The 22019-nt window shown below is 72.8% G+C and carries 17 protein-coding genes and 1 tRNA gene; 7 read left to right on the top strand and 11 right to left on the bottom strand.

Going from position 1 to position 22019, the window contains the following annotated elements; translation table 11 throughout:
- Nucleotides 1-21 precede the first annotated feature (21 nt).
- The 7 genes from E7Z53_RS13735 to E7Z53_RS13705 all read right to left on the bottom strand — a co-directional run bounded on the left by E7Z53_RS13735 (nt 22) and on the right by E7Z53_RS13705 (nt 9228).
- A complete protein-coding gene (locus tag E7Z53_RS13735) occupies nt 22-2214 on the bottom strand; it encodes a L,D-transpeptidase family protein (protein WP_176337989.1) in 2193 nt (730 codons plus the stop codon).
- 20 nt (nt 2215-2234) lie between these two features.
- Nucleotides 2235-2882, bottom strand: a complete 648-nt coding sequence (locus E7Z53_RS13730) for a hypothetical protein (RefSeq protein ID WP_035930308.1) — start codon at nt 2880-2882, stop codon at nt 2235-2237.
- A gap of 156 nt (nt 2883-3038) precedes the next feature.
- Nucleotides 3039-4094: a glycoside hydrolase family 26 protein gene (locus tag E7Z53_RS13725; RefSeq protein ID WP_176337988.1), complete on the bottom strand. Its 1056-nt coding sequence runs from the start codon at nt 4092-4094 to the stop codon at nt 3039-3041.
- 231 nt (nt 4095-4325) lie between these two features.
- Complete coding sequence (opgC, locus tag E7Z53_RS13720) at nt 4326-6764, bottom strand: OpgC domain-containing protein (RefSeq protein WP_176337987.1); 2439 nt, start codon at nt 6762-6764, stop codon at nt 4326-4328.
- Between the two features lie 283 nt (nt 6765-7047).
- Nucleotides 7048-7668 carry a hypothetical protein gene (locus E7Z53_RS13715; protein WP_176337986.1) on the bottom strand — a complete coding sequence of 207 codons (621 nt, stop codon included), beginning with the start codon at nt 7666-7668 and terminating at the stop codon, nt 7048-7050.
- Nucleotides 7669-8112: 444 nt separating this feature from the next.
- A tRNA-Thr gene (locus tag E7Z53_RS13710) sits at nt 8113-8189 on the bottom strand.
- Nucleotides 8190-8364: 175 nt separating this feature from the next.
- Nucleotides 8365-9228 carry a DsbA family protein gene (locus tag E7Z53_RS13705; RefSeq protein WP_035930298.1) on the bottom strand — a complete coding sequence of 288 codons (864 nt, stop codon included), beginning with the start codon at nt 9226-9228 and terminating at the stop codon, nt 8365-8367.
- 165 nt (nt 9229-9393) lie between these two features.
- Here E7Z53_RS13705 and E7Z53_RS13700 point away from each other — a divergent pair, with 165 nt between their 5' ends.
- The 3 genes from E7Z53_RS13700 (at nt 9394) to E7Z53_RS13690 (ending at nt 12977) form a co-directional block, all read left to right on the top strand.
- On the top strand, nt 9394-10896 hold the full coding sequence (locus E7Z53_RS13700; protein ID WP_440941485.1) for an alpha,alpha-trehalose-phosphate synthase (UDP-forming): 1503 nt from the start codon (nt 9394-9396) through the stop codon (nt 10894-10896).
- Entirely contained in the window at nt 10896-11702 is an 807-nt protein-coding gene (gene otsB, locus E7Z53_RS13695; RefSeq protein WP_035930291.1) for a trehalose-phosphatase, read from the top strand. The genes E7Z53_RS13700 and otsB overlap by 1 nt, the downstream gene beginning before the upstream one ends.
- A gap of 135 nt (nt 11703-11837) precedes the next feature.
- On the top strand, nt 11838-12977 hold the full coding sequence (locus E7Z53_RS13690; RefSeq protein WP_109222497.1) for an ABC transporter ATP-binding protein: 1140 nt from the start codon (nt 11838-11840) through the stop codon (nt 12975-12977).
- A gap of 80 nt (nt 12978-13057) precedes the next feature.
- Here the strand turns inward: E7Z53_RS13690 and E7Z53_RS13685 are convergent, their stop codons facing one another.
- Both E7Z53_RS13685 and E7Z53_RS13680 read right to left on the bottom strand, forming a co-directional pair.
- Nucleotides 13058-13261 carry a hypothetical protein gene (locus tag E7Z53_RS13685; protein ID WP_035930283.1) on the bottom strand — a complete coding sequence of 68 codons (204 nt, stop codon included), beginning with the start codon at nt 13259-13261 and terminating at the stop codon, nt 13058-13060.
- Nucleotides 13262-13429: 168 nt separating this feature from the next.
- The gene (locus tag E7Z53_RS13680) at nt 13430-14251 is read right to left on the bottom strand and encodes a MurR/RpiR family transcriptional regulator (protein ID WP_017832782.1); all 822 of its coding nucleotides are present in this window, start codon (nt 14249-14251) and stop codon (nt 13430-13432) included.
- Between the two features lie 161 nt (nt 14252-14412).
- Here E7Z53_RS13680 and E7Z53_RS13675 point away from each other — a divergent pair, with 161 nt between their 5' ends.
- A complete protein-coding gene (locus E7Z53_RS13675) occupies nt 14413-15615 on the top strand; it encodes a DUF4032 domain-containing protein (RefSeq protein WP_095650815.1) in 1203 nt (400 codons plus the stop codon).
- A gap of 22 nt (nt 15616-15637) precedes the next feature.
- On the opposite strand, the gene E7Z53_RS13670 is transcribed toward E7Z53_RS13675, so the two are convergent.
- Both E7Z53_RS13670 and E7Z53_RS13665 read right to left on the bottom strand, forming a co-directional pair.
- On the bottom strand, nt 15638-16213 hold the full coding sequence (locus E7Z53_RS13670) for a TetR/AcrR family transcriptional regulator (protein WP_095650814.1): 576 nt from the start codon (nt 16211-16213) through the stop codon (nt 15638-15640).
- Nucleotides 16214-16249: 36 nt separating this feature from the next.
- Nucleotides 16250-18508 carry an HAD-IB family phosphatase gene (locus E7Z53_RS13665; RefSeq protein WP_017832785.1) on the bottom strand — a complete coding sequence of 753 codons (2259 nt, stop codon included), beginning with the start codon at nt 18506-18508 and terminating at the stop codon, nt 16250-16252.
- A gap of 147 nt (nt 18509-18655) precedes the next feature.
- Here E7Z53_RS13665 and E7Z53_RS13660 point away from each other — a divergent pair, with 147 nt between their 5' ends.
- Genes E7Z53_RS13660 through E7Z53_RS13650 form a run of 3 tightly spaced genes read left to right on the top strand, consistent with a single transcriptional unit; the run spans nt 18656 to nt 21940 of the window.
- The gene (locus tag E7Z53_RS13660) at nt 18656-19444 is read left to right on the top strand and encodes an SDR family NAD(P)-dependent oxidoreductase (protein WP_176337985.1); all 789 of its coding nucleotides are present in this window, start codon (nt 18656-18658) and stop codon (nt 19442-19444) included.
- Nucleotides 19441-20226, top strand: coding sequence for a lysophospholipid acyltransferase family protein (locus E7Z53_RS13655; RefSeq protein WP_017832787.1), 786 nt, complete (start codon nt 19441-19443; stop codon nt 20224-20226). Before E7Z53_RS13660 ends, E7Z53_RS13655 begins: the two co-directional genes overlap by 4 nt.
- Before the next feature lie 40 nt (nt 20227-20266).
- On the top strand, nt 20267-21940 hold the full coding sequence (locus E7Z53_RS13650) for an FAD-binding oxidoreductase (protein ID WP_176337984.1): 1674 nt from the start codon (nt 20267-20269) through the stop codon (nt 21938-21940).
- Nucleotides 21941-22019 lie beyond the last annotated feature (79 nt).

The raw sequence follows: 22019 nt of genomic DNA, 5'->3' as shown, positions 1-22019 counted from the left end.
CCTCCTGGCGTCCCCGGTCCGTCAGCGGAACAGGTCCGCCCGGACGCCCATGATGATCCGGTCACCGGGGCGCGCGGTGCGCATGTACCGGGCGACCTCGTGCTCGTGCAGGGCGATGCACCCCGCCGTGGGCTTCTTGTTCGCGTGCAGGAAGATCGCGAAGCCGTTGCCCTGGACGATGGACGAGTCGGGCGGGCGGTTGTAGTTGATCACCACGCCGAGCCGGTAGTCGCCGGACAGCGAGAAGTACCACATGTTCTCGTCCGGCCAGGTGTAGCCGGTGGACTCGAAGTACTTGTTGTAGAGCGTGCCCAGGCGGCCGCCCCACCGGGAGCTGGGGTTGAGCTGCCGGTAGGGCAGCGCGGTGCCCGGGTTGTAGACCCCGAAGGACTCCGTGACCGAGTACGAGCCCTGCGGGGAGAACAGGTACTGCGTGTGCCCCGAGGGCACCCCGGGCCGCTTGAACCCGCTGGCCCCCACGTAGGCGGACGTCCGCCACTCCTCGACGTAGCTTCCGCCGATCCGCACGCAGTTGACGAACGTGGCCTGCGAGCGCCCGTAGCCCTCGGCGATGGTCAGGGACACGCGCGCCGCGTTGCGGGTCGGCTGCACGGAGCGCCCCGTGTTGAGGTGGTGGCACTCGCCGCGGAACAGGTGCGTCCGGGCGCCGGTGGCGCGGCTCCAGGTGACGAGTCCCCGCTGGAACTTCTGGTGCACGGTGCCGGTGCCGACCTCGTCCGTGACGGGGTAGCCGAGCGACCCCCGCTCGCGGCCCGTGGCGATCCACCGCTGCCCGATCGCGCCCTTCGTCTTGACCGCCCGGGCCCCCGTCCCGGGGCTCCAGTAGATCGTGTGCGCCTTGGTGAAGGACTGACGGCACCCGCCCCCGGCCAGCCCGCAGACCTCGTCGGTCGTGGGGTAGCCGTAGCTCCCGGCCTCGCGCCCGCCGAGGACCCACTTGTGGCCGATCGCGCCCCGGGTGTTGACGGTCCGCGCCCCGGTGGACGAGGTCCAGTAGATCGTCCGGTCTCCCGCGAAGGACTGGCGGCACCCGCCGGCCGCCCCGCAGACCTCGTCGGTCGTGGGGTAGCCGTAGGCCCCGGCCTCGCGCCCGCCGAGCACCCACTGGTGGCCGATCGCCCCCCGGGTGTTGACGGTCCGCGCCCCGGTGGAGGAGCTCCAGTAGATCGTGCGGGTCTTCGAGAAGGACTGCCGGCACCCGCCGCCCGTCAGGAGGCAGGACTCGTCGTCCACGGGCCAGCCCAGCACGTCCACGCCGCCCGTGGAGCTCCACCGGTGCCCGATCGCGCCCCGCAGCTGCACGAAGTGCGCACCGTGCGCCTCGGACCAGAGGACCACGCCCCTCTGGTGCGGCCACTCCCAGCCCCCCTTCCAGGGGCGCATCTCCCCGGTCGGCTCCCCGGTCCTGGCGGACGCCCGGGCCGCGGCGGCCTCCAGGGCCTGCCGGACCTCGGCGGGCACGTCCGCGTTCTCCGCGGCGGCCGCGGCGGCGGTCTCCTGCGACTCCGGCCGCGGTGCGGCCGGCCGCTCCTCGGCGGGCTCCGCGCCCGGGGAGGGCTCCGTCGTCGGCTCGGCGCCGTCCGTCGGCTCGGCCGGGACCGCCGGTTCCGTCGGCTCCCCCGAGGCGGTGGGCGCGGCGGAGGCCCCGGGGGCCTCCTGGTCCGGGGCGACCGTGAGCACGGCCCGGGCCGCCTCGCCCCCGGCGCCCAGCACGGCGTAGGCCACCTCCACCGAGGCGGCGTCGGCGGGCCGGTCCGGAGCGGGCGTCAGGGCGAGGACCGGGTGGTCCGGGACCTCCCAGCCCTCGGGCAGGGCGTCGGGCTCCGTGTCCGGGGACACCACGCGCAGGGACCCGAGATCCGTGCGCAGCTCGTCGACGAGCTCGTCCTCGGCCGCGCGGGCCGCGGTGTCCACGAGCAGGAGCCGCACCGTCGCGGGGTCCTCGAGGCCGTCGTTGGCGAGGACGTCGACGAGCGAGGTCTCCCGCTCGGGCACGGTCGACTCGTCGTCCACCGGCTCGAGCCGCACGGTCGCCGCGACGGCACCCGCCGTGGGTCCGGGGGTCGTCGTCGGACCGGCCGAGACGCCGGGGGCGGGCGCGGACGGCGCCGCGGACGCCCCCGGGGCACCGGCGAGGACGACCGCGAAGCAGGCCGCGACCGCGGCGGGGATGCGCAGAGCTGAGATCTTCATGGGGGGTCCCTTGCTGGGCTTCAGTCGGTGAACTCGACGTAGTGGTCGGGGGTGGTGTTGTCGAAGACGCGGACGGCCAGGTCGGCGTCGTGCTCCGCGGAGAAGGCGACCTCGAGGGAGGCGCTCCCGCCGGGGGCGATGGTCGGGAAGGTCTCCATCGGCACGCCCAGCGAGTCGTCGAAGACGGGGGGCGCCGGGGCCTCGCCGTCGACGGCGACCGGGAAGGACCACGGCACGGCGTCGACCGGGGCGGCCCCGGTGTTGGTGAGGGTCAGCGTGAACACCTGCACCGGGGTGCCGGGGGCGGCCCGGACGGGGCGCTCGCCGGTGGTGCCGGGGCGGGGTCCCTCCACGACCGCCTCGAGGGAGTCGTCGAGCCGCTGGGCGGCGCCGAAGGATCCGGCGGCGTCCCGGGTGGCGGTGTCGTCGTAGGGGGCCACGTCGTTGCCCGGCGGGGCCGGGCTGTCGCGGGGCGTCTCCGGCGTCGTGCTTCCGTCCGCCCCCGACGCGGGCGCGGAACCGGCCGTGGCCGCCGGCGGGCTCGCGCTGGACGCCGCGGTGGTGCCGGTCCCCCGGTCCTCGGCGCAGCCCGCCAGCGCGACGACGAGCAGCGCCGCGCAGACGGGTCCGAGCCGGCGGCCGGGGGGCGGGGTGAGGGGAACTGCCATGGGGGGGACTCCTCGACACGGTCCTGGGGGGACCGACCGGCGCCGCGCCGCCTCCGGATGAGCGGTGGCGCGGTGCCGGTCGTTGGGGGTCACGCTACACGCGCGGTTTGCTTTTGTGATTCGCATGACCCGGTGTGGCGCGCGGCGCCGCGGTGCTCAGGGGCAGGGGCGCTTGGCGAGCTCGGCGGCCAGGGCCTGGGCCGAGGCGGTGGAGGAGTTGATCCGCCAGTCCACCTCCTTGTCGAGGTGGAACCAGACGAGCCCCGTGACGTCGGGCTGCTGCGCGAGGTAGTACACCAGGTGCGCGTTCCACTCGGCCTTGGACCCGCCGGCCTCCGCGGTGGCGGTCTCGGCGACGACGATCTCCTTGCCCGGGGCCAGGCGCCGCATCTCGGACAGGCCGTAGGCGAACAGGTCCCACGGCTGCTGCCAGCTGGACCAGCTCTGGGAGGTGCCCCAGTTGTAGCCGTCCAGGGCCACGACGTCGACGTAGTCGGCGCCGGGGTAGAGCCCGTCCAGGGGCGTGGACCCGTAGTACGGCACGTTCGGGTTCCAGACCCACTGGACGTTGTCGGCCCCCGCGCGGGTGAAGATGTCGTGGACGTGGCGCCAGGCGGCGACGTAGTCCCCGGCGCCGTTGCCGTTGACCCCCTCGGCCCACGGGTACCAGTTCCCGTTCATCTCGTGGCCGAAGCGCAGCATCACCGGGGATCCCCAGTCGGCCAGGCGGGTGGCCCAGTCGGTGATGTGGGCGTCGTGGGCGCCGGAGGCGATCGCGTCCAGGGAGTGGGCCGGCTGGTCGATCCCGCCGCCCCAGACCCACGGCTCCCAGGTCAGCAGGGTGGTGGCTCCGGCCGCGCGGGTCTGTTCGAGCTCCCAGGAGGGAACGGGCTGGGCGAAGTCCTTGTAGGAGAGGACGATCGACGGCTTCTCACCGGCCAGGGACGCCACCTCGGCGAGCTCGGTGGAGGCGGCGGGACCACCGGCCGTGCCGACGCCGAAGCGCAGCGGGCACGTGCGGACCTTGGGCTCGGCCGGCACGACGGCGGTCGTCCTGACCGGTTTCTTCGCCGGGGCGAGCGCCGCCGGTCCGGCCGGGAGGTGGGCCGAGGGCGCCGCGTGCGCCGCGGGCACGGCGACGAGCCCCAGGGCCACGGCGGCGGCGGCCGCGGTGAGGGAGCACAGGACACGTGGGGGAACGAAAGCAGGCATGGGGTTCTTCCGACGGGAGCGGGCTCCCCGCCGACGGCGAGCGCGCTGGGGGGTCTCGCACGGGGCCACGAGAATTAGCGAGCGCAAACTACCACCCGCGGGCGGCCGCTCCCCCACCCGCCCGCCGGCCGCGTCATACGTGCTGACCGGACGGGGGGTCCCTCCGTCACGGAACGACGCGGGCCGGCAGTGGACCACGGCCTGGGCCGGGCCGGGGCCGCCGGCTGCATCTCACCGGGGGACGAGCCGGAAGAGGAACCGGGTCCGGACCATGACCCACAGCAGGCCGAGGACCACCACGTAGGCGGCGGTGTTGAGCCACACGTCCCCCTGCTGGAGAGCGGGCACGTTGGCCACGGCCAGGATCAGGAACACGTGCACGATGAACACGTAGAGGGTGGCCCGTCCCAGCGGAACGAGGAACCACCCGAGCGCGCGCTCGAGCGGCCTCCAGTAGGCGCTGAGGACGGCGTAGCCGGCGATCACCACGAGGAGCACGTTCAGCAGCCGGCCGATCCCCAGGTAGGTCCGGCCGAAGTAGGCGTCGTAGACCGTGCGGAACGCCGGCTCCGGCAGCAGGGCCAGCCGGACGTCGTAGGCGCTGCTGGCGTAGGGACTCGACCAGGAGAACAGGGCGAGGGCGACGGCGAGCAGCAGGCAGGCGACGAGCAGCGGCCGGTGGCGCCGGTCGGCGAACCACGTGACGATCTGCCGCCGGTAGAACCCGGTGACCATGCCGAGCACGAAGAGCACCTGCCACACGAGCAGGGGGAACGAGTCCTCGAACTGGGAGGGCAAAAGGCGGATCCGGAAGACCGAGCCCGCGGCGTAGAGCCCGGCGCTGACCAGCAGGACCAGCCAGGCCCAGCCTCGGGCCAGGGCGGCGAGCACGAGGGGGCTCACCAGGAGGAGGATCACGTAGAGACCCATGATGTTGAACTGCCACGGGCCCACCTGCAGCAGCAGCACGGCAGGGATCAGCTGGGCCCGGACGGGGAACTCGAGGAGCCCGTCCATGCCCGCGTAGAGGTCGTACGTGGCGCCGGAGGCCCCCCTGCCGGCGGCGCCGGTGCCCTGGTCGGTGAACGTGGTGACGGCGCCCGCGTCCAGGAAGGGCAGCAGGCTGAGTCCGTAGACGAGCAGCACGACGACCAGCGCGGTGACGTAGAGCTTCCACGCCCGCGCGGCGGTGCGGTCGACGACGGTCCCCAGGTCGTCCTTCGTCCGGGGCCCGTAGACCATCCCCAGCACGGCCCCGGAGAGCAGGACGAACAGCTCGGCCCCCGAGACCACGCCCACGGTCTCCTGGGTCAGCAGCTGGAACAACGAGGTGAGGCCCACGTGGTTGACGACGACGAACACGATCGCGAGGCCCCGCAGCATGTCGATCCGGCTGTCGCGCGGGGCGGGCTCGGCGTACGCCCAGGCCCGGGCCGGCCCCCGCCGCGCCAGGAGCCAGAGGAGCGCGCCCGCGGCGAGCACGGCCGCCGCCGCGCCCCAGGCGGCCGGCCCCTCGAGGACGGCCCCCGCCGCCGCCGGACCGGCGCCCGGGAGCGGCGCCGCCGCCGTGACCGGCCCGCTGACCAGGGCGGAGTCCCGGAGCCGCTCGCCGACGGCCGCGGCCAGCCCGGGATCGGCCGTGATGCGCCAGTCGACGGTCACCGCACCGTCGTCGCGCTGCTCGACCGTCTCGTTCCACACGATCGCGCGGATGCGGTCGTGGTCGCCGGCGGCGACCGTCGCGAGCACCTGGTCCCACCAGGCCTCCTTGATGTCGCGCTCGGACGGGCCGTCCGTCCCCGGATCGTAGAAGGCGCCGGTCTCCACCATGAGCGGCTTCTCGCGGCCGACGGCGTACGCGGCGTAGAAGTCGTCCTGCCCCGCGGATCCGGCCGGCTCCCCGGAGCCCAGCATGGCGCCGAACGAGCCGGCCTCCGGCGGGACGTTGCGGGCCGGACCCGTGCCGGTCTCGTCGAGATAGGCCACCAGCCCCACCCAGTCGACCACGTCGTCGCCCGGGTAGTAGGGACCGTAGGGGTCGTCCTCCCGGTCCCAGACGCCGTCGGCGTTCGTGTCCGGGGCGGCCGGTCCACCGCTGCGCGCCGGGGCGCTGGACGAATCCCGGAAGGGGTAGTCCGTGCCGACCGTGGGCGACCAGACCATGACCGGGTCCGGGAGCTCGGCGTCGAGCGCGCTCGCCACCGTGCGGAACGCCTCCGTGTACGCCTCGGGCTGCTGCCCCCACGGCACCCAGGTGGTGTTCATCTGCGGGGCGAAGCGGACGAAGACCGTGCCGGGGAACCCCTCCGCGGCGTCCGCGAGCTGTCCTGCCAGGACCGCGGCCTGCGCCTGGTCCACCCGGTCCAGCGCGATCTCGGGGCGGACGGTGAGCAGGGCGTGGGCGCCCTGCGCGGAGACCTGGGAGAGGTAGTCCCGCAGGTGGCCCTGCTCCTGCTCGTCCATCGGCAGCGGGACGGGCCTGCCGTAGACGGCCGCCGGCGCGCCGAGACGCTCGGCGTGGCCGGCCGCCGTGTCCGTGCCCCAGTCCAGCAGGGCCCCCAGGTACGGGCCCTCTGGGCCCTCGTCCTCCGCGGCCCGGGCGGCCCCGGACGGCACGAGGAGGAGCGCGAGCAGGAGCAGGATCAGCGCCGCGGCGGCCGGGGGGCGCACGCGTCCTCGGACGATGGGTACCAGGGTGCCCTCCAGGGTCGGTCCGCGTGCGGCGTCGTCCGCTCGCAGGGGGGACCGTCGCCCGGGGGTGCCGAGGCGGCCGGGGGGCCTGCGGCGGACGACGGACGTCACGCGGGAGGACTCTCCCCGCGTGCGTCCACCGATATCATCACGGTGCGGCTCCGGATGCGCGGAGGCTCGGGCCGTGTCCCCGGAGGCTCCCCCTCAGGATCCCCCGGCTTCGTGCGGACCGCGCCGGCGGGATCCGTCGGTGCCGGGCCGCTCAGTGCTCGCCGTCGTCATCGCCCTTCTGGTGCGAGTGCTCGCCCTCGTCCTTCATGTCGTCGTGGTGCTTCCTGCTCCTCCAGTCGTCGTCGTCGTAGAAGTGCCACTTCTCGTGCTCTTCGCAGTACCACCAGTGGTCCTGGTGATCGCCGTCGTCGCGGTCGTACTCGTCGTCCTTGTCGTCCCGGTCGTACTTGCCGTCGTGGTCGTCCTCGTCGTCCCGGTCGTACTTGTCGTCCTTGTTGTCCTTGTCGTCCTTGTCGTCCCGGTCGTACTTGCCGTCGTGGTCGTCCCGGTCGTACTTGTCGTCCCGGTGCTCCCTGCGGTCCCGGTCGTCCCGGTCGCGCTCCTCGTCGCGACCCCGGTCGTCGTCGCCGTTGCCGCCGCGATGGTATGCGTACTTCCGCTCCTCGTCGTCACCGCGGTCCCTGCGATCCTCGCGGTCGCCGCGATCGCCGCGGTCGCCGCGGTCGTGACGACTTTCATGCGATTCACTGTGGTCTCCACGGCTCTTGCCGTTATCCTGATCTGACCCCGCGACCGCCGGGGTGGCAACCGTTCCTCCCACGAGGGCGGCGGCCATGGCCGCGCCGACGAGGGTCTTCCGCAGACTGCTCATTGCTGCTCCTGTGGAGAGGGCATGACATGGGGATCGTCATGCGATCGAGATGTTCCGAGACCTGGGCAAGAGGTCTCACCTATGAGATAGGTAGGAACACCGTAGGAGTGAGCTGAGTCACGGTTCAAGACTCCGGCCGGGGCGATCACGATCACGGTTCCGTCTCGTCGCATCCCCGGAGCGGCATGTCCTGTCCGGACCCTCGCCGGTGCGGTCCCGGCGCGGTCGGGCCGCCGGCAACCCCGGAAGCCGGACCGGCAGAATCCCCGTGACGGCGCGGATCTCCGGCTCACCCCTTGCCACCGCACATCTTCCGAGGGGGTCAGGAGCGAGTTCGCCGCAGCCCGGCCGGGACACGGACATCAGCATGCGCACACCCCGCACCGAGACCGCGGCGCAACATGTGACGTCATGAGCGGTCGCGAGTGCAACGTCGCGGACCGGTGGAGCCCCCTACCGGATTCGAACCGGTGACCCCCTGTTTACAAGACAGGTGCTCTGGCCAGCTGAGCTAAGGAGGCGGATCGGCCCTCGGGCCTCCGCACGGGTGCGGCCCCGGCGGCCGGTTCCCCAGGATATCGGACGCGTTGCAGGACCCCGAAATCCCCGGGCGCCCGGACGGTCCGCACAGCGCGACGGCGCCGTGCCCCGCGCGGGGGCACGGCGCCGTCGCGCTGCTCCGGCGGAGCGGGGACCCTACTCCTTGGCCTCCACGGCCGCGTCGAGGGCCTCCTGGAACGCCTCGTTGCCCAGCCGCTCTCCGTCGATGAAGACGGTCGGGGTGCCGGACACGCCGTTGGCGAGGGACTCCTGCGAGACGACGTTGACCATCGGCCGCCACGTGTCCTCCTCGAGCGCGCCCGCGATGTCGGCGCCGTGCGAGGAGGCGATCTCCACGAGCTGCTCGTCGTCCAGCCCACCGGTGCCCTGGTGGCTGAACACCTCCTCGACGAAGGCCAGGTACTGCTCGGCCGAGGACTGGTTGCCCACCTCGTAGGCGGCGGCCGCGGCCCGCGAGGAGTACTGCGTCGGCGTCGAGCGGTCGAGGAAGTTGAGGTTGCGGTACTCGAGGACGATGTCGCCGGAGGTCACGGCCTTCTCGAGCGCATCGGCGTTCTCGGCCTCGAAGTCGGCGCAGTGCACGCACTCGAAGTCCTGGAAGATCACGACCTGCACGGGCTCGCCGTCGCCCGAGGCCTCGACGCCCGGCGGGACGGCGGAGTCGTCCGGGGTCTCCGGGGCCTCGGGCACCTCGGCGAGGTCGCGCTCCTCGACCTCGGACTCGCCCGTGCGGATCCCGTCGGCCGTCAGCACCGTGCCGCCCCACTGGTTGGCGCTGGCGGGAACGGGCCCGGCCTCGGGGATCTGCTGGGCCCGGTTCTGCGCCACGACGACGCCGATCACCGCGACGATCACGAGGACCAGGGCGAGGATGCCCAGCTGCAGGATCCGGCGGGAGCGCTTGTCCTGCCGTGCGTGCTGGTCCGCGACCTGCCGAGCCCGCTCCCGGGCGGCGTCGCGGTTCCGGGGATCGGGGGTGGTGCTGCTGCTGGCTGCCATGGGTCCTCTTCGAAAGATCCTGGGGGGTGGACGGGGAGGTGTCGTCGCCCAGATTATCGGACCCCCTCCCGGGCCGCCGACTCAGGAGATCCCCAGGCAGAACCGTGAGCACGCTGATGAATAGACTGGGACGAGGACGACGACGACCTACCGGAAGGACATCCCGTGAGTGCAGAGCATCCCCCCACCGCCTCCTCGGCCGACCTGGAGGAGGTGCCGGAACCCCGGACGGACGTGCCGCAGGAGGCCGGTTACGACTTCGTCGTGGTCTCCAACCGGCTGCCGGTGGAGCGCGTCGTCGAGCACGGGCAGTCCTCCTGGCGCCGCTCCCCCGGCGGCCTCGTGGCCGCCCTGTCCCCCGTCATGGCCCGCAACGCCGGCGCCTGGGTGGGCTGGCACGGGGCCCCTGACGAGACGCTCGAGCGCTTCGACCACGACGTCTTCCACCTCGCCCCCGTGCCGCTGTCCGCCGAGGAGGTGCAGGCCTACTACGAGGGCTTCTCCAACGCGACCCTCTGGCCGCTCTACCACGACGTCATCGCGCCGCCGGAGTTCCACCGCACGTGGTGGAACAGCTACCGCCAGGTCAACCGCCGCTTCGCGGAGCGGACCGCCGAGATCGCCGCCGAGAACGCCACGGTGTGGGTGCAGGACTACCAGCTGCAGCTGGTCCCCAAGATGCTGCGCGAGCTGCGGCCGGACCTCACGATCGGGTTCTTCAACCACATCCCGTTCCCGCCCCTGGAGATCTTCGCGCAGCTGCCCTGGCGGCGGGCCGTCCTCGACGGGCTCTCGGGCGCGGACCTCATCGGCTTCCAGCGCCCGGGTGACGCCCAGAACTTCCAGCGCTGCGTGCGGCGGTTCCTGGACGTGCCGTTCAAGAACGGAGCGGCCCGGTTCGGCACGGACGACGACGCGTGGACCGTGCGCGCGGCGTCCTACCCCATCTCCATCGACGCGCAGTCGATCCAGGAGCTGGCCTCCCGGCCGGAGGTGAAGGACCGGGCCGGGGAGATCCGGCACGAGCTCGGCGACCCGGAGACCGTGTTCCTGGGCGTCGACCGCCTGGACTACACCAAGGGCATCCTGCACCGCATCAAGGCCTACGGCGAGCTGCTCGAGGACGGCAGGCTGACGGTGGGGCCGTCGGTGCTGATCCAGGTGGCGAACCCCTCCCGGGAGCGCGTGGAGTCCTACGTCCAGCTGCGGGAGGACGTGGAGGGCCTCGTGGGCCACCTCAACGGCCAGCACGACACCATCTCGCACACCGCGATCCGCTACCTGCACCACGGCTATCCGTTCGAGGAGATGGTGGCGCTGTACCTGGCGACCGACGTCATGCTCGTGACCTCCCTCCGGGACGGCATGAACCTGGTGGCGAAGGAGTACGTGGCGGCCAAGACGGACGGGTCCGGGACCCTGGTCCTCTCGGAGTTCACCGGCGCCGCCGAGCAGCTCAAGCAGGCGCTGCTGGTCAACCCCCACGACATCGACGGACTCAAGAACGCGATGCTGCGGGCCAAGGACATGCCCGCGCCCGAGGCGAAGAAGCGGATGCGCTCGATGCGCCGGCAGGTCCTGGGCAACGACGTCAACGACTGGTCCGAGGCGTTCCTGCGGGACCTCGCCCGCACCCGCCCCGGGACGACCGAGGAGGAGGAGCAGTGATGGCCCCGCACGACGACACCCGCCCGGCGCTCGAGGACGCCCTCGCCCGCGCGGCGGAGGCCGGGACCCTGCTGGTCGCCCTCGACTTCGACGGCACCCTGGCGCCCTTCACGGACGACCCGGACGACAGCCGCGCGCTGCCGGAGGCCCGGTCCGCGCTGGAGGAGCTCCTGACGCTGGACCGCACGTACGTGGCCGTCATCTCCGGCCGGCCGATGCGGTTCCTCCGCTCCGTGGTGGACCCGGACGGCCGGATGCTCCTCTCCGGCTCGCACGGGGCGGAGCTGCTCCTCGACGCCCTGGGGGACGCCGCCGCCGACACCGCCCTGCAGCTCTCCCCGGCCCAGCTGGAGCTGCTGGCACAGGCCACCGCGCTCGTGGAGGCACAGGTGGCCCGGTACCCCGGGTCCAGGCTGGAGCTCAAGCCGACGGGGGCCGCCTTCCACACCCGCACGATGGCGGACCAGAGCCTGTGCGCCCGCGCGGAGCAGGAGATGGTCGAGCAGTTCGAGCAGCTCGAGGGGCTGAAGATCACCCCGGGCCAGCACGTGGTCGAGTCCTCCGTGCACTCCGCGACCAAGGGTGAGGGCATCACGGCGTTCATGCAGGCCACCGGCGCCGACGTCACCCTGTTCGCCGGCGACGACGTGACGGACGAGAACGCGATGCGCGAGCTCGGCCCCGCCGATCTCGGCATCAAGGTGGGCACGGGGCAGAGCGTGGCCGCGCACCGGGTCGCGTCCCCGGAGGACCTGGCCGCGGCCCTGATCCGGCTGTCCGAACTGCGCCGGGGCGCGCTGCCGTGACCTCGGATGACGGCGCGCCGATGGCGGAGACGCCCCGAAGGTGATTAGGATCACTGTGGCCCCCATCACCTGAGGGGGCAGCTCTTCTCCTTCGGATCGTCCGGCACGTGCCTGCCGGGAAAGAGGCCTTGAACCATGTCTTCTGTGCGCTACGCCAATGTGACCTGCCAGTACCCCGGGGCCGAGCGGCCCTCGGTGACCGACCTGAACCTGGACATCGCCGACGGGGAGTTCCTCGTCCTGGTGGGCCCCTCCGGGTGCGGGAAGTCCACCACCCTGCGGATGCTCGCCGGGCTGGAAGAGGTCACCGGGGGCAACATCTACATCGGCGACCGCGACGTCACCGACGTCCCCTCCCGGGACCGCGACATCGCGATGGTCTTCCAGAACTACGCCCTCTACCCGCACATGACCGTGGCCGAGAACATGGGCTTCGCCCTGAAGATCGCCAAGATCTCCGCCGAGGAGCGCCGCCGCCGGGTCGAGGAGGCGGCGAAGATCCTGGACCTGACCGACTACCTGGACCGCAAGCCCAAGGCGCTGTCCGGCGGGCAGCGCCAGCGCGTGGCCATGGGCCGTGCCATCGTGCGCTCCCCGCAGGTGTTCCTGATGGACGAGCCGCTGTCGAACCTGGACGCGAAGCTGCGCGTGCAGACCCGCACCCAGATCGCCTCCCTGACCCGCCGGCTGGGGGTCACCACCGTCTACGTCACCCACGACCAGGTCGAGGCGATGACCATGGGCGATCGGGTCGCGGTGCTCAAGGACGGGCACCTCATGCAGGTCGACACCCCGCGGGCGCTCTACGACCGGCCGGCCACGGAGTTCGTGGCCGGGTTCATCGGCTCCCCGGCAATGAACCTCTTCCGGGTGCCCGTGGCGGGCGGGGCGGCGACCTTCGGCACCATGCGCCTGGAACTGACCCGGGAGCAGCAGGCGGCCCTGACCGGGGACAAGGTCACCGTCGGCATCCGCCCCGAGGACCTGCACCCGGCCGCCGAGGGCACCGGGCTGCCGATCGAGGCCGACGTGGTCGAGGAGCTCGGCGCCGACGCCTTCGTCTACGGCCACCTCGCCCCGGTCACCGCGGCGAACACGGTCGTGACGGTGGACCCGACCGGGACCGTGGAGGAGGACGCCGCCGGGGCCCACGAGATCATCGTCCGGGTCGAGGGCCGCACCCCGCCGAGGGCCGGGGCCACGATCTGGGTCGCCCCGAACCTCGACCACGTGCACCTGTTCGACACCGCCACCGGCAACCGCCTCCCCGACTGACCCCAGCGGCCGACCGACCGCACCGACGCCACGGCGCCCTCCCCCGACGGGGAGGGCGCCGTGGCGCGTCCGGGGCCGGATCAGCCGTCGGCGGGGTGAGCGGCGAGCACCTGCTCGACGAGGTCCGGGTCGGCGTCCTGCACGTCCCAGGTGCCGGTGCGGTCGTGGTAGTCCCGTGCGGCCGCCGTCACGTTGTAGCGACTGGCGTCGCGCGGCGGATCGGAGTGCTCCAGCACGTGGAGAAGGTGCGTCTCGGCCTGGGCGAGCGCCTGGGGTTCATGCATGGCGGGTTCCTCTCGGGACGGACCGGGTCGCTCAGGACCCGGAGTGATCAGCCAACTGACGAATTCTAGTGGATGTTCCGGGGCCGCGCACTGCCGACCCAGGGTCGGGCCGGGACCGCCGTGGTGGACGCGGCGCCCGGTGGCCCTTTCCTCGGCACCGCCGGGCGCTCAGCGCAGGTCCAGCTCCTCGAGCTCCTCGTAGAGCTCGGCGGTGCGGCCCACCCGTCGTCGCCCGTCCGGACCCGCGGCGGCCAGCACGCCGTCGGCGAGCACCGACACGAGGCTCATGGCCGCCGCGTAGGAGTCGAACGGGCCCACGCCGTCGAGGGGGCACTCGATCCACAGGTCCACGGCCGAGGCGTGGCGCCGGGCCGTGCTGTCGGCGACGAGCACGGTCCGCGCCCCCGTGGCCGCGCAGACCTCCACCAGGCGCTCGAACCCGCGGGGGCGCCGCCGGAAGCCCAGCAGGACGACGACGTCGCCCTCGCCCACGTCCACGAGCTCCTCGCCGAGGGTCTGGCCGGGCAGCGGGGCGAGCCGGACGCGGTCCCGCGCCTGCTGCAGCTGCTGCTTCAGGTGCAGGGCGACCGGGTAGCTGTTGCGCAGGCCCACGACCAGGACCGTTCCCGCGTCGGCGAGCGCGCGCACGGCCCGGGCCGGGCGGTCCTCCCCCGCCGGGTCCAGGACCTTGCGCAGGTTCTTGAGCTCCTGCTCCAGGTGCTGGCTCAGCTCCGGGTCCGCGTCGGGGCCGAGCGGCACGCCCTGCTGGCGCAGGGTGCGGGCCGTCTCCCGGAGGTCGGTGAAGGACTCGAAGCCCAGGTGCCGGTACAGCCGGGAGAGGGTGGCGCGGGAGACGCCGCTCATCTGCGCCAGCTCCGCCGAGCTGTACAGGGCGAGGTCGTCCAGGTGGTCCAGGATCAGGTCGGCGGCCCGCTGCTCCTGGGGCGAGAGCCCGGCGTAGTGCGCATGGATGCGCTGTTCGATCGACACCCTCCCCACCCTAGCGACCGCCGGGATCGGGCGCGGGAGGCCCCGCGGGGACTTCCGGCCCGTGCCGGTTGCTAGCATGACCAGGTATGAAGGGTTCCCTGGCCCCACACTTCCCCCTCGCACCCCAGGACGGTCCCGCCCCCGGCGGACGGTCCGGGAGCGTGTCCATCCAGACGGCCTTCCCGGACCCCGTGCTCCTGGAGCTGCCGTGGGACACCCCCCTCGAGCAGTGGCCGGAGGACGTCCTCGCCGCTCTCCCCCGCGGCATCTCCCGGCACGTGGTGCGCTTCGCCCACGCCGGCGAGAAGATCGTCGCCGTCAAGGAGACCGTCCCCCACTACGCCCGGCACGAGTACGCCACCCTGCGCCGGCTGCAGCGCATGGGCATCCCGTCCGTGGTACCGGACTCCGTGGTCACGGACCGGTACACGCCCGAGGGCGAGCCCCTGCCCGCCGCCCTGGTGACCGACCACCTGAGCTTCTCCCTGCCCTACCGGGCCATCTTCTCCGCCGGCCCCAGCGCCGCCACGGTCGAGCGGCTCGTGGACGCGCTGGCCTCCCTCATCGTGCAGCTGCACCTCTCGGGCTTCTACTGGGGCGACGTCTCGCTCTCGAACACCCTGTTCCGCCGGGACGCCGGCGCGTTCGCCGCCTACCTGGTGGACGCCGAGACCGGCGAGATCCACCCGGAGCTCACGCGCGGCCAGCGGGGGTACGACATCGAGCTGGCCCGCACCAACGTGGCCGGGGAGATCATGGACCTGCTCGCGGGCGCCGTCGAGGAGGGCCACGACATCGCGGACGTGGTGGACCCCTTCGAGGTCTCCGACCGGCTCGTGGCCACCTACGAGTTCCTGTGGCGCGAGCTGACGGTCGAGGAGACCTTCAGCATGGACGAGCGCTGGCGCGTGGTCGAGCGGGTGCGCCGCCTCAACGAGCTCGGCTTCGACGTCGAGGAGGCGTCCATGGACACGGTCGACGGGCGGATCCGGCTGCGCCCGCAGGTCGTGGAGCCCGGCCACCACACCCGCCGCCTGCAGCGGCTCACCGGCCTCGGCGCCCACGAGAACCAGGCGCGCCGGCTGCTGACCGACATCGCCCAGCTCGGGCAGGACCTCTACCCCGGCCTGCCCGAGGAGCTCGTGGCCCAGCTGTGGATGCGCGAGGTGTTCTCCCCGATCATGGAGGCGGTCACCCCGCCGATGCGCCGCAAGCTCGAGCCCGCCGAGATCGTGCACGAGGTGCTCGAGCACCGGTGGTTCCTCTCCGAGCGCGCCGGCAAGGACGTGGCGACGCACACGGCGGTCGAGGACTACGTGGCCTCGGAGCTGGCCCAGCGCCCGGACGAGCGGGAGGTCTTCTGAGCCGGGAGCCGGCCCGCACGGGTCAGGGCCGGTGCGCCTCGAGGACCCCGGTCAGGGTCCGGTGCACCCGCCGGGGCCAGTCGTCGCCCAGGCTCCCGTACCGGGCCACGTGCGAGTAGGCGGAGCCCAGCACGAAGTCCAGCACGACGTCGACGTCCAGGTCCGGGCTCAGCCGTCCAGCCGCCGTCTCCGCCGCGAGGAGCTCCTTGAGCCGCTCCACGCGCGGGCGGACCAGGTGCGCGCGCAGGATCCGGGACGTCTCCGATTCCGGGTCGCTCAGCAGGGAGACCGCCACCCCGATGCCCATGTCGTGGAGCAGGAAGTCCAGTGCCTCGGCGAGGCCCTCGTCCCAGCTCGCCGGGGCGCTCGGCCGTTGCGGCGAGTACGTGGCCACGGCGTCCTCGAGGGCCCCCTCGAGCATCTCCAGGCTGTTCGCGTAGCGGCGGTAGATCGACGTCTTGGCCACGCCGGAGGCCGCCGAGACCGCTTCGATGGTCACCCGGTGCGGTCCGCCCTCGCGCAGGAGGGCCAGTGCCGCCGCGGTGATCTTCTTGTCGGTGGTGACGGTCCGCGGATCGGTCCGGTCGTCGTCGCCCATCGGTGCCCTCCTGCTCGCCGTCCGCCGCCGGAGCGCTCAGGCGGTCTTCCAGTCCTCGATGGGCCAGTGGTTCTTCCGGGCCAGCCGGTACAGGGGCAGGTCGGGGTTGACCGTGTACGGGTGGCCCATGAGCAGCAGCCAGCTGGCGTCCGCGTGGGAGTCCCCGTAGCCGTAGGAGCGGGAGAGGTCGTAGCCGCCCTGCTCGGCGTACTTCTTGAGCCACTGGGCCCGCGCCTCGTCGACCAGGGGCGGAGCGGCGAGGTAGCCGGTCATCACGCCGTCGCGCTCGTCCATCCGGCCCGCCACGACCTCGTCGAAGAGGTGCGCGATCGGCTCCACGAGCAGGTCGATGGACCCGGTGACCAGCACCGTGCGGTGCCCCGCGGCGCGGTGCTCCTCGATCCGGCTCAGGGCCCCGGGGCGCAGCAGGCGCCGCATGTCCTCGCCGAGCGGCCCGGCCACCTGCTCCCGCACGGTCCCGGCGGGCACGCCCTGGTAGCGGCGCATGAACGCCCGGATGAACTCCCCCCGGTCCCGCTTCTCGGCCTTGAGGTAGGTCGGGGCGCTCGAGACGAGGTCGGCGACCTCCGCGGGCCACTTCGCCAGGTGCAGCGTCCGGCGGCGCAGCTGGAGGTACTGGCGGATGACCGTGGAGTCCAGGACGGTGCCCTCGAGGTCGAAGACCGCGAGCACGTCCGTGCCCTCGCTGAGACCCCGCCGGGTCGTGCCGCGCCGCTTGGACGCCGCCTGGAGCCGGCCGTAGGCCTTGGTCATCGTGGTCAGCGCCGGCAGGTGCACGTTCTTCCAGTAGTCGGCCCAGTCGATCGACCGGACGTCGAAGGTCCGGTCCTCCGGCGTGCCGGCGGGCAGCGAGTCGTTGAGCTGCCGCGTGCTGGCGTCGTCGAAGATCATCTCGGTGCGCGTGTAGGACTGGTAGAGGTCCACGTAGGTGCGCAGGGAGCCGAGGCCGGACTGCATCCGGTGCAGGGAGGTCGACCACTCCCGGGTGCGGGAGGTCGCGGGCAGCGCGGAGGTGATCCGGCCGCCCACGGCGGAGAGCCGCTCCTTGACCGCCAGCGAGCGCTCCACGGCGTTGTTGGCCGGGAACTTCCACTCGGGCACCCGGATGGGCTTGCCGTCGGCGTCCTCGAGCGGGTGGGCGAGGAAGAAGGAGCGGACGTTCTCGTACATCTGGTGGAACGGGAGCGGGTTCGAGGCGCCCGAGCAGACCTGGTAGTACGCGGGGGCGGGGTCCGCCTGCCCGTCGGGGGTGGCCGCGCCCGACGGGGCGCGGTGCCCGCCCGTGGCCAGCGCCACGATCGCGTTGACCACGAAGTCGACGGGGATGACGTCGAGCACGGAGTCCGGCAGCCCCGGGAACTCCGGCAGGGCGCCCTTGGCGTAGGCCATGATCAGCGGGTCGGCCACCTTGTAGCCGTCGATCCAGCCGGGGTACGGGTGGCGCAGCGCGGACTCGATGATGGAGGGACGCACCACGGAGAGGCGGTGGCCGGCGCCCGCCCACTTCTGCTCGGCGACCCGCTCGCCCAGGGCCTTCGTGAAGGTGTAGATGTCGGTCCAGCCGAGGGACTGCGCCCGGGTGCGCCCGTACTCGACGAGGCGGGTGCGGACCCACTCCTCGCGCGCGGCCTCCGCGGCGCGGGCCACCGACTTGGGCCCCTCCTTGCCGTGGTCCGCGGTGGCGGCGTCGATGATGGCCTGCAGCCGCTCCGGGGTGCGGGAGGCCATCTCGGCCTCCTCGCGCGCCCGCTGGGCGGCCTCGAACTCGGCGGCCCAGTCGACCTCGTGGTCCACGGCCGCCTCGGGGCGCAGGCCCTTCGCGATCCCGCCGACATAGCAGGTGGAGACGTGGATGACGTGCGGGTCCTGCCCGGAGGCCAGGAGCGCGTCGTAGAGACCGGTGGCGCCGCCGACGTTGGTGCTGAAGGCCTCGTGGATGGGCGGGTCGAAGGACACGGTGGAGGCCGAGTGGATCACCACGTCGAACGGCTCCGTGATGCCCGCGAGTGCCGACAGGTCCCCCTCGAGGACCGCGGTGCGCTCCGCGAAGACCCGCTTCGCCTCGTCGTCGCCCACGCTCTCCCGCCAGGTGCGGAAGGCGGGCTTGCGCAGCAGCTGCCGCAGCCGCTGCTCACCGCTGATGCTGCCCTTGGGACGGACGACGGCGGTGACGTGCACACCCTCGTGGGCGGACAGCAGCCGTTCGAGCACCGCCTGCCCGAGGAAGCCGGTGGCTCCCGTCAGCAGGACGCGCGTGGTGGGGGTCTCGGTCAACGGTGTTCCTCCGGTGGTGTGCTGGTCCGCCGCCGGTGCGGAGCGGGCGGGGGGCTGCGGGCGGGCCCTGCCCGGCGGGCGACGACGACGCCCTCGAGCGGACCGCACCCGGCTGCGCTACGGCTACCGTAGTGTAGCCTAGATCTCATGCTTACCGCTCTCGTGACCGGGGGGACGTCCGGCATCGGCGCCGCGTTCGCCGAAGCCCTGGCCCGCCGGGGAAATGCACTCGTCCTGGTGGCCCGCGACGCGGACCGCCTCGAGCAGACGGCCTCCAGGCTGCGCTCGGAGCACGGCGTGCCGGTCGAGGTCCTGCCCGCGGACCTCTCCGACCGCACCGACGTGGACCGCGTCGCCGCCCGGGTCGAGGACCCCGAGCGACCCGTGGACGTGCTCGTGAACAACGCCGGGTTCTCCGTGAAGACCAGCTTCGCCGATCCGGACACCGGCGCCCACGACCGCGCGTTCGAGGTCATGTGCCGGGCCGTCCTGGTGCTCTCCTCGGCCGCGGCACGGGCGATGACGGCGCGCGGCTCCGGCTGGATCATCAACGTCTCCTCCACCGCGGGCCTGGTCACGATGGGCTCGTACTCGGCGATCAAGACGTACACGACCGCGTTCACCGAGGCCCTCGCCGTGGAGCTCCACGGGACGGGCGTCCACGTCACCGCCCTGCTGCCCGGCTGGGTGCGCACCGAGTTCCACGAGCGCGCCGGCATCAGCGGCTCCTCGATCCCCTCCTTCATGTGGCTCAGCCCCGAGCGCGTGGTCGAGGAGGCCCTCGACGACGTCGCGCGCGGCAAGGTGCTCTCGATGCCCACCAAGCGCTACCGGCTCCTCGGGTTCGCCCTGCGGCACCTGCCGCGCTCCGCGGTGCGCCGGATCTCGGGGCTCGTCGCCTCGGCCCGCCAGAAGGAACGGGCGGCCGGCTCGTGACCCGCCGCGACCCCCAGGACCCGGTCCCGGTCCAGCGCTCCATCGACGGCGGCAGCGCCGGCTCCTCTCCCGAGGCCGCGCCGGAGGCCCCGCCCGCGTCATCCGCGCAGCTGAGCCCCGACCGCTTCCGTGACCCGCGGCGCCGCCTCGCCCGCCGGATCGCCCAGCGGGTGTTCCTGCAGGGCCTCGCGTACCGCACGGTCCGCCGGACCGTGGTGACGCACCCCGCGGCCGACGCCCTGGACGGGGCGTGCATCGTGGTGGCCAACCACTCGAGCCACCTCGACGCGCCGCTCGTCCTGGGCTCGGTGCCCCGCCGCATCCGCCGGGACCTCGCCACCGGGGTGGCCGCGGACTACTTCTTCACCGCCCCGCACAAGCGCATGTTCACCGAGCTGATCTTCAACGCCTTCCCGGTGGACCGGACGGGCACCGGAGCGAACCGGGGGCTGTCCAAGCAGCTGCTGAAGGCCGGCGTCCCGCTGCTGATCTTCCCGGAGGGCACCCGGTCCCGCACGGGGAAGATGGGGTCCTTCAAGATCGGTGCCGCGGGCCTGGCCAAGGCCGTGGGAGTGCCGGTGGTCCCCGTCGCCCTGATCGGTGCCTACGAGGCGATGCCCCGCGGCGCCCGCTGGCCGCGCCGCGGCCGCCCCCGCGTGGTGGTGGCCGTCGGCGAGCCGCTGGTCGCCCGGGAGAAGGAGCCCACCTCGTCCTTCAACGACCGCATCGAGGCCTCGGTGCGGGCGCTCTACGCCGAGCACCGTCCGCGCATCGACGCCTGAACCACCGTCACCCCCCGAGAACCAGGAGAGTACTGCGCAGATGGCACACGTGAAGCACATGAAGTGGTGGGGGTGGGGCGAGGAAGGCGTGCACTTCGAGTACGCGAACAAGCCCGCCTTCGCCCCGTTCGTCAAGAACGCCCTGGACGTGGACCTGCGGCCCCGGCAGCGCGACACCATCGACTTCTCCACGGTCAGCGTCCCCGCCTCCCGCGCCGGGGAGCCCCTCCTGGAGGCGCTGGCCGCCATCACCGGCGCAGAGCACCTGACCCTCGACGACGAGCTGCGGATCGTGCACTGGGCCGGCAAGTCCGTCACCGAGCTGCTGCTCACCCGGGCCGGGGACTTCGCGCGGGTGCCCGACGTGGTCGTGTACCCCGGCACGGAGGATGAGGTCGCCCAGGTGCTGCGGCTCGCGGTGGAGCGCGACCTCGTGGTCATCCCCTTCGGCGGCGGCACGAGCATCTCGCGGAGTCTCCAGCCGGATCCCCATGAGGAACGAACGATCGTTTCCCTCGATCTGGGCCGGATGAACCAGGTCCTCTCGCTCGACGAGACGTCGGGGCTGGCCACCATCCAGGCCGGCGTGCTGGGCCCGGACATGGAGGAGCAGCTCAACGCCCGCGGGTGGACGCTGGGCCACTTCCCGGACTCCTTCACGCACTCGACCCTCGGCGGCTGGGCCGCCACACGCTCCTCGGGGATGCAGTCGGACAAGTACGGGGACATCGCCGACATCGTGCGCGGGCTGCGCGTGGTGCGCCCGGGCGGCACCGTGGTGCTGCGCCCCCTCCCCTCGACCTCCACGGGTCCGAGCCTGCGGGAGATGATGATCGGCTCCGAGGGCAGGCTGGGCGTGATCACCCAGCTGGACGTGCACGTGCACCGCATCGCCGAGCACCGCGAGGTCATCGCGTACATGTTCCCCACGTGGCAGCAGGCGCTCGTCGCGATGCGCGAGATCGCCCGGTCCGGCATCAGCACCACGTTCGCCCGCGTCTCCGACGCGCACGAGACCGCGTTCTCGCTCTCCACCCAGAAGGCCCCCGCCACGCTGAAGAAGAAGGTCACGGCCAAGGGCCAGGACGTGCTGTGGGAGCTGATGCGGCGCCGCGGCTGGGACACCGACGCCATGTGCATCGCCTACGTCTGCTTCGAGGGCGCCAAGCCCGAGGTGGAACGCCGGAAGAAGGCCGTGGCCGGCATCGTCAAGAAGCAGCACGCCCTGGTGCTCGGTGCGGGCCCCGGCGCGCTCTACGACCAGAAGAAGTTCGACACCCCGTACCTGCGCGACTTCCTGCTCGAGCAGAACACCATCGGCGACGTCTCCGAGACCGCCGCACCGTGGTCCAAGCTCACCACGGTGCACCAGGCTGTCTACGACGCCGCGCACCGGGCCTTCGAGGCGCAGGGCAAGACCGGGTGGATCATGTCCCACATGTCCCACTCGTACCACGCCGGCGCCTGCCTCTACTTCACCTTCGGCTACGAGATCGGCGACGACCCCCACGCCGAGTACGCCGTGATCAAGAGCGCGATCCAGCAGGCGTTCATCGACGCCGGCGCCACGCTGTCCCACCACCACGGGGTGGGACTCGAGCACAGCCCCTGGATGGAGCAGGACGTCTCCCCCGAGGGCGTGCAGCTCCTGCGCAGCCTGTTCGCCGCGGCGGACCCGGGCGGCAACTTCAACCCCGGCAAGATCGTCGGCTGACCCTCCCGGGTCCGTACAGAGCAGAGCAGGCCCCCACCGTTGCCGGTGGGGGCCTGCTCTGTTGTTGTTCGGAGCGTTA

The organism is Kocuria salina (assembly GCF_013368965.1).
Taxonomy (GTDB): domain Bacteria; phylum Actinomycetota; class Actinomycetes; order Actinomycetales; family Micrococcaceae; genus Kocuria; species Kocuria rosea.
Note: the sequence above shows the minus strand (reverse complement) of the source record. Positions and strands in the feature narration are given on the sequence as shown.

Coding starts and splice junctions, on each gene's coding strand:
- E7Z53_RS13705 (WP_035930298.1), bottom strand. CDS start 9,228: ATGGCAGCCAGCAGCAGCACCACCCCCGATCCCCGGAACCGCGACGCC.
- E7Z53_RS13730 (WP_035930308.1), bottom strand. CDS start 2,882: ATGGCAGTTCCCCTCACCCCGCCCCCCGGCCGCCGGCTCGGACCCGTC.
- E7Z53_RS13725 (WP_176337988.1), bottom strand. CDS start 4,094: ATGCCTGCTTTCGTTCCCCCACGTGTCCTGTGCTCCCTCACCGCGGCC.
- E7Z53_RS13690 (WP_109222497.1), top strand. CDS start 11,838: ATGTCTTCTGTGCGCTACGCCAATGTGACCTGCCAGTACCCCGGGGCC.
- E7Z53_RS13650 (WP_176337984.1), top strand. CDS start 20,267: ATGGCACACGTGAAGCACATGAAGTGGTGGGGGTGGGGCGAGGAAGGC.
- E7Z53_RS13715 (WP_176337986.1), bottom strand. CDS start 7,668: ATGAGCAGTCTGCGGAAGACCCTCGTCGGCGCGGCCATGGCCGCCGCC.
- E7Z53_RS13670 (WP_095650814.1), bottom strand. CDS start 16,213: ATGGGCGACGACGACCGGACCGATCCGCGGACCGTCACCACCGACAAG.
- E7Z53_RS13685 (WP_035930283.1), bottom strand. CDS start 13,261: ATGCATGAACCCCAGGCGCTCGCCCAGGCCGAGACGCACCTTCTCCAC.
- E7Z53_RS13735 (WP_176337989.1), bottom strand. CDS start 2,214: ATGAAGATCTCAGCTCTGCGCATCCCCGCCGCGGTCGCGGCCTGCTTC.
- E7Z53_RS13660 (WP_176337985.1), top strand. CDS start 18,656: ATGCTTACCGCTCTCGTGACCGGGGGGACGTCCGGCATCGGCGCCGCG.
- otsB (WP_035930291.1), top strand. CDS start 10,896: ATGGCCCCGCACGACGACACCCGCCCGGCGCTCGAGGACGCCCTCGCC.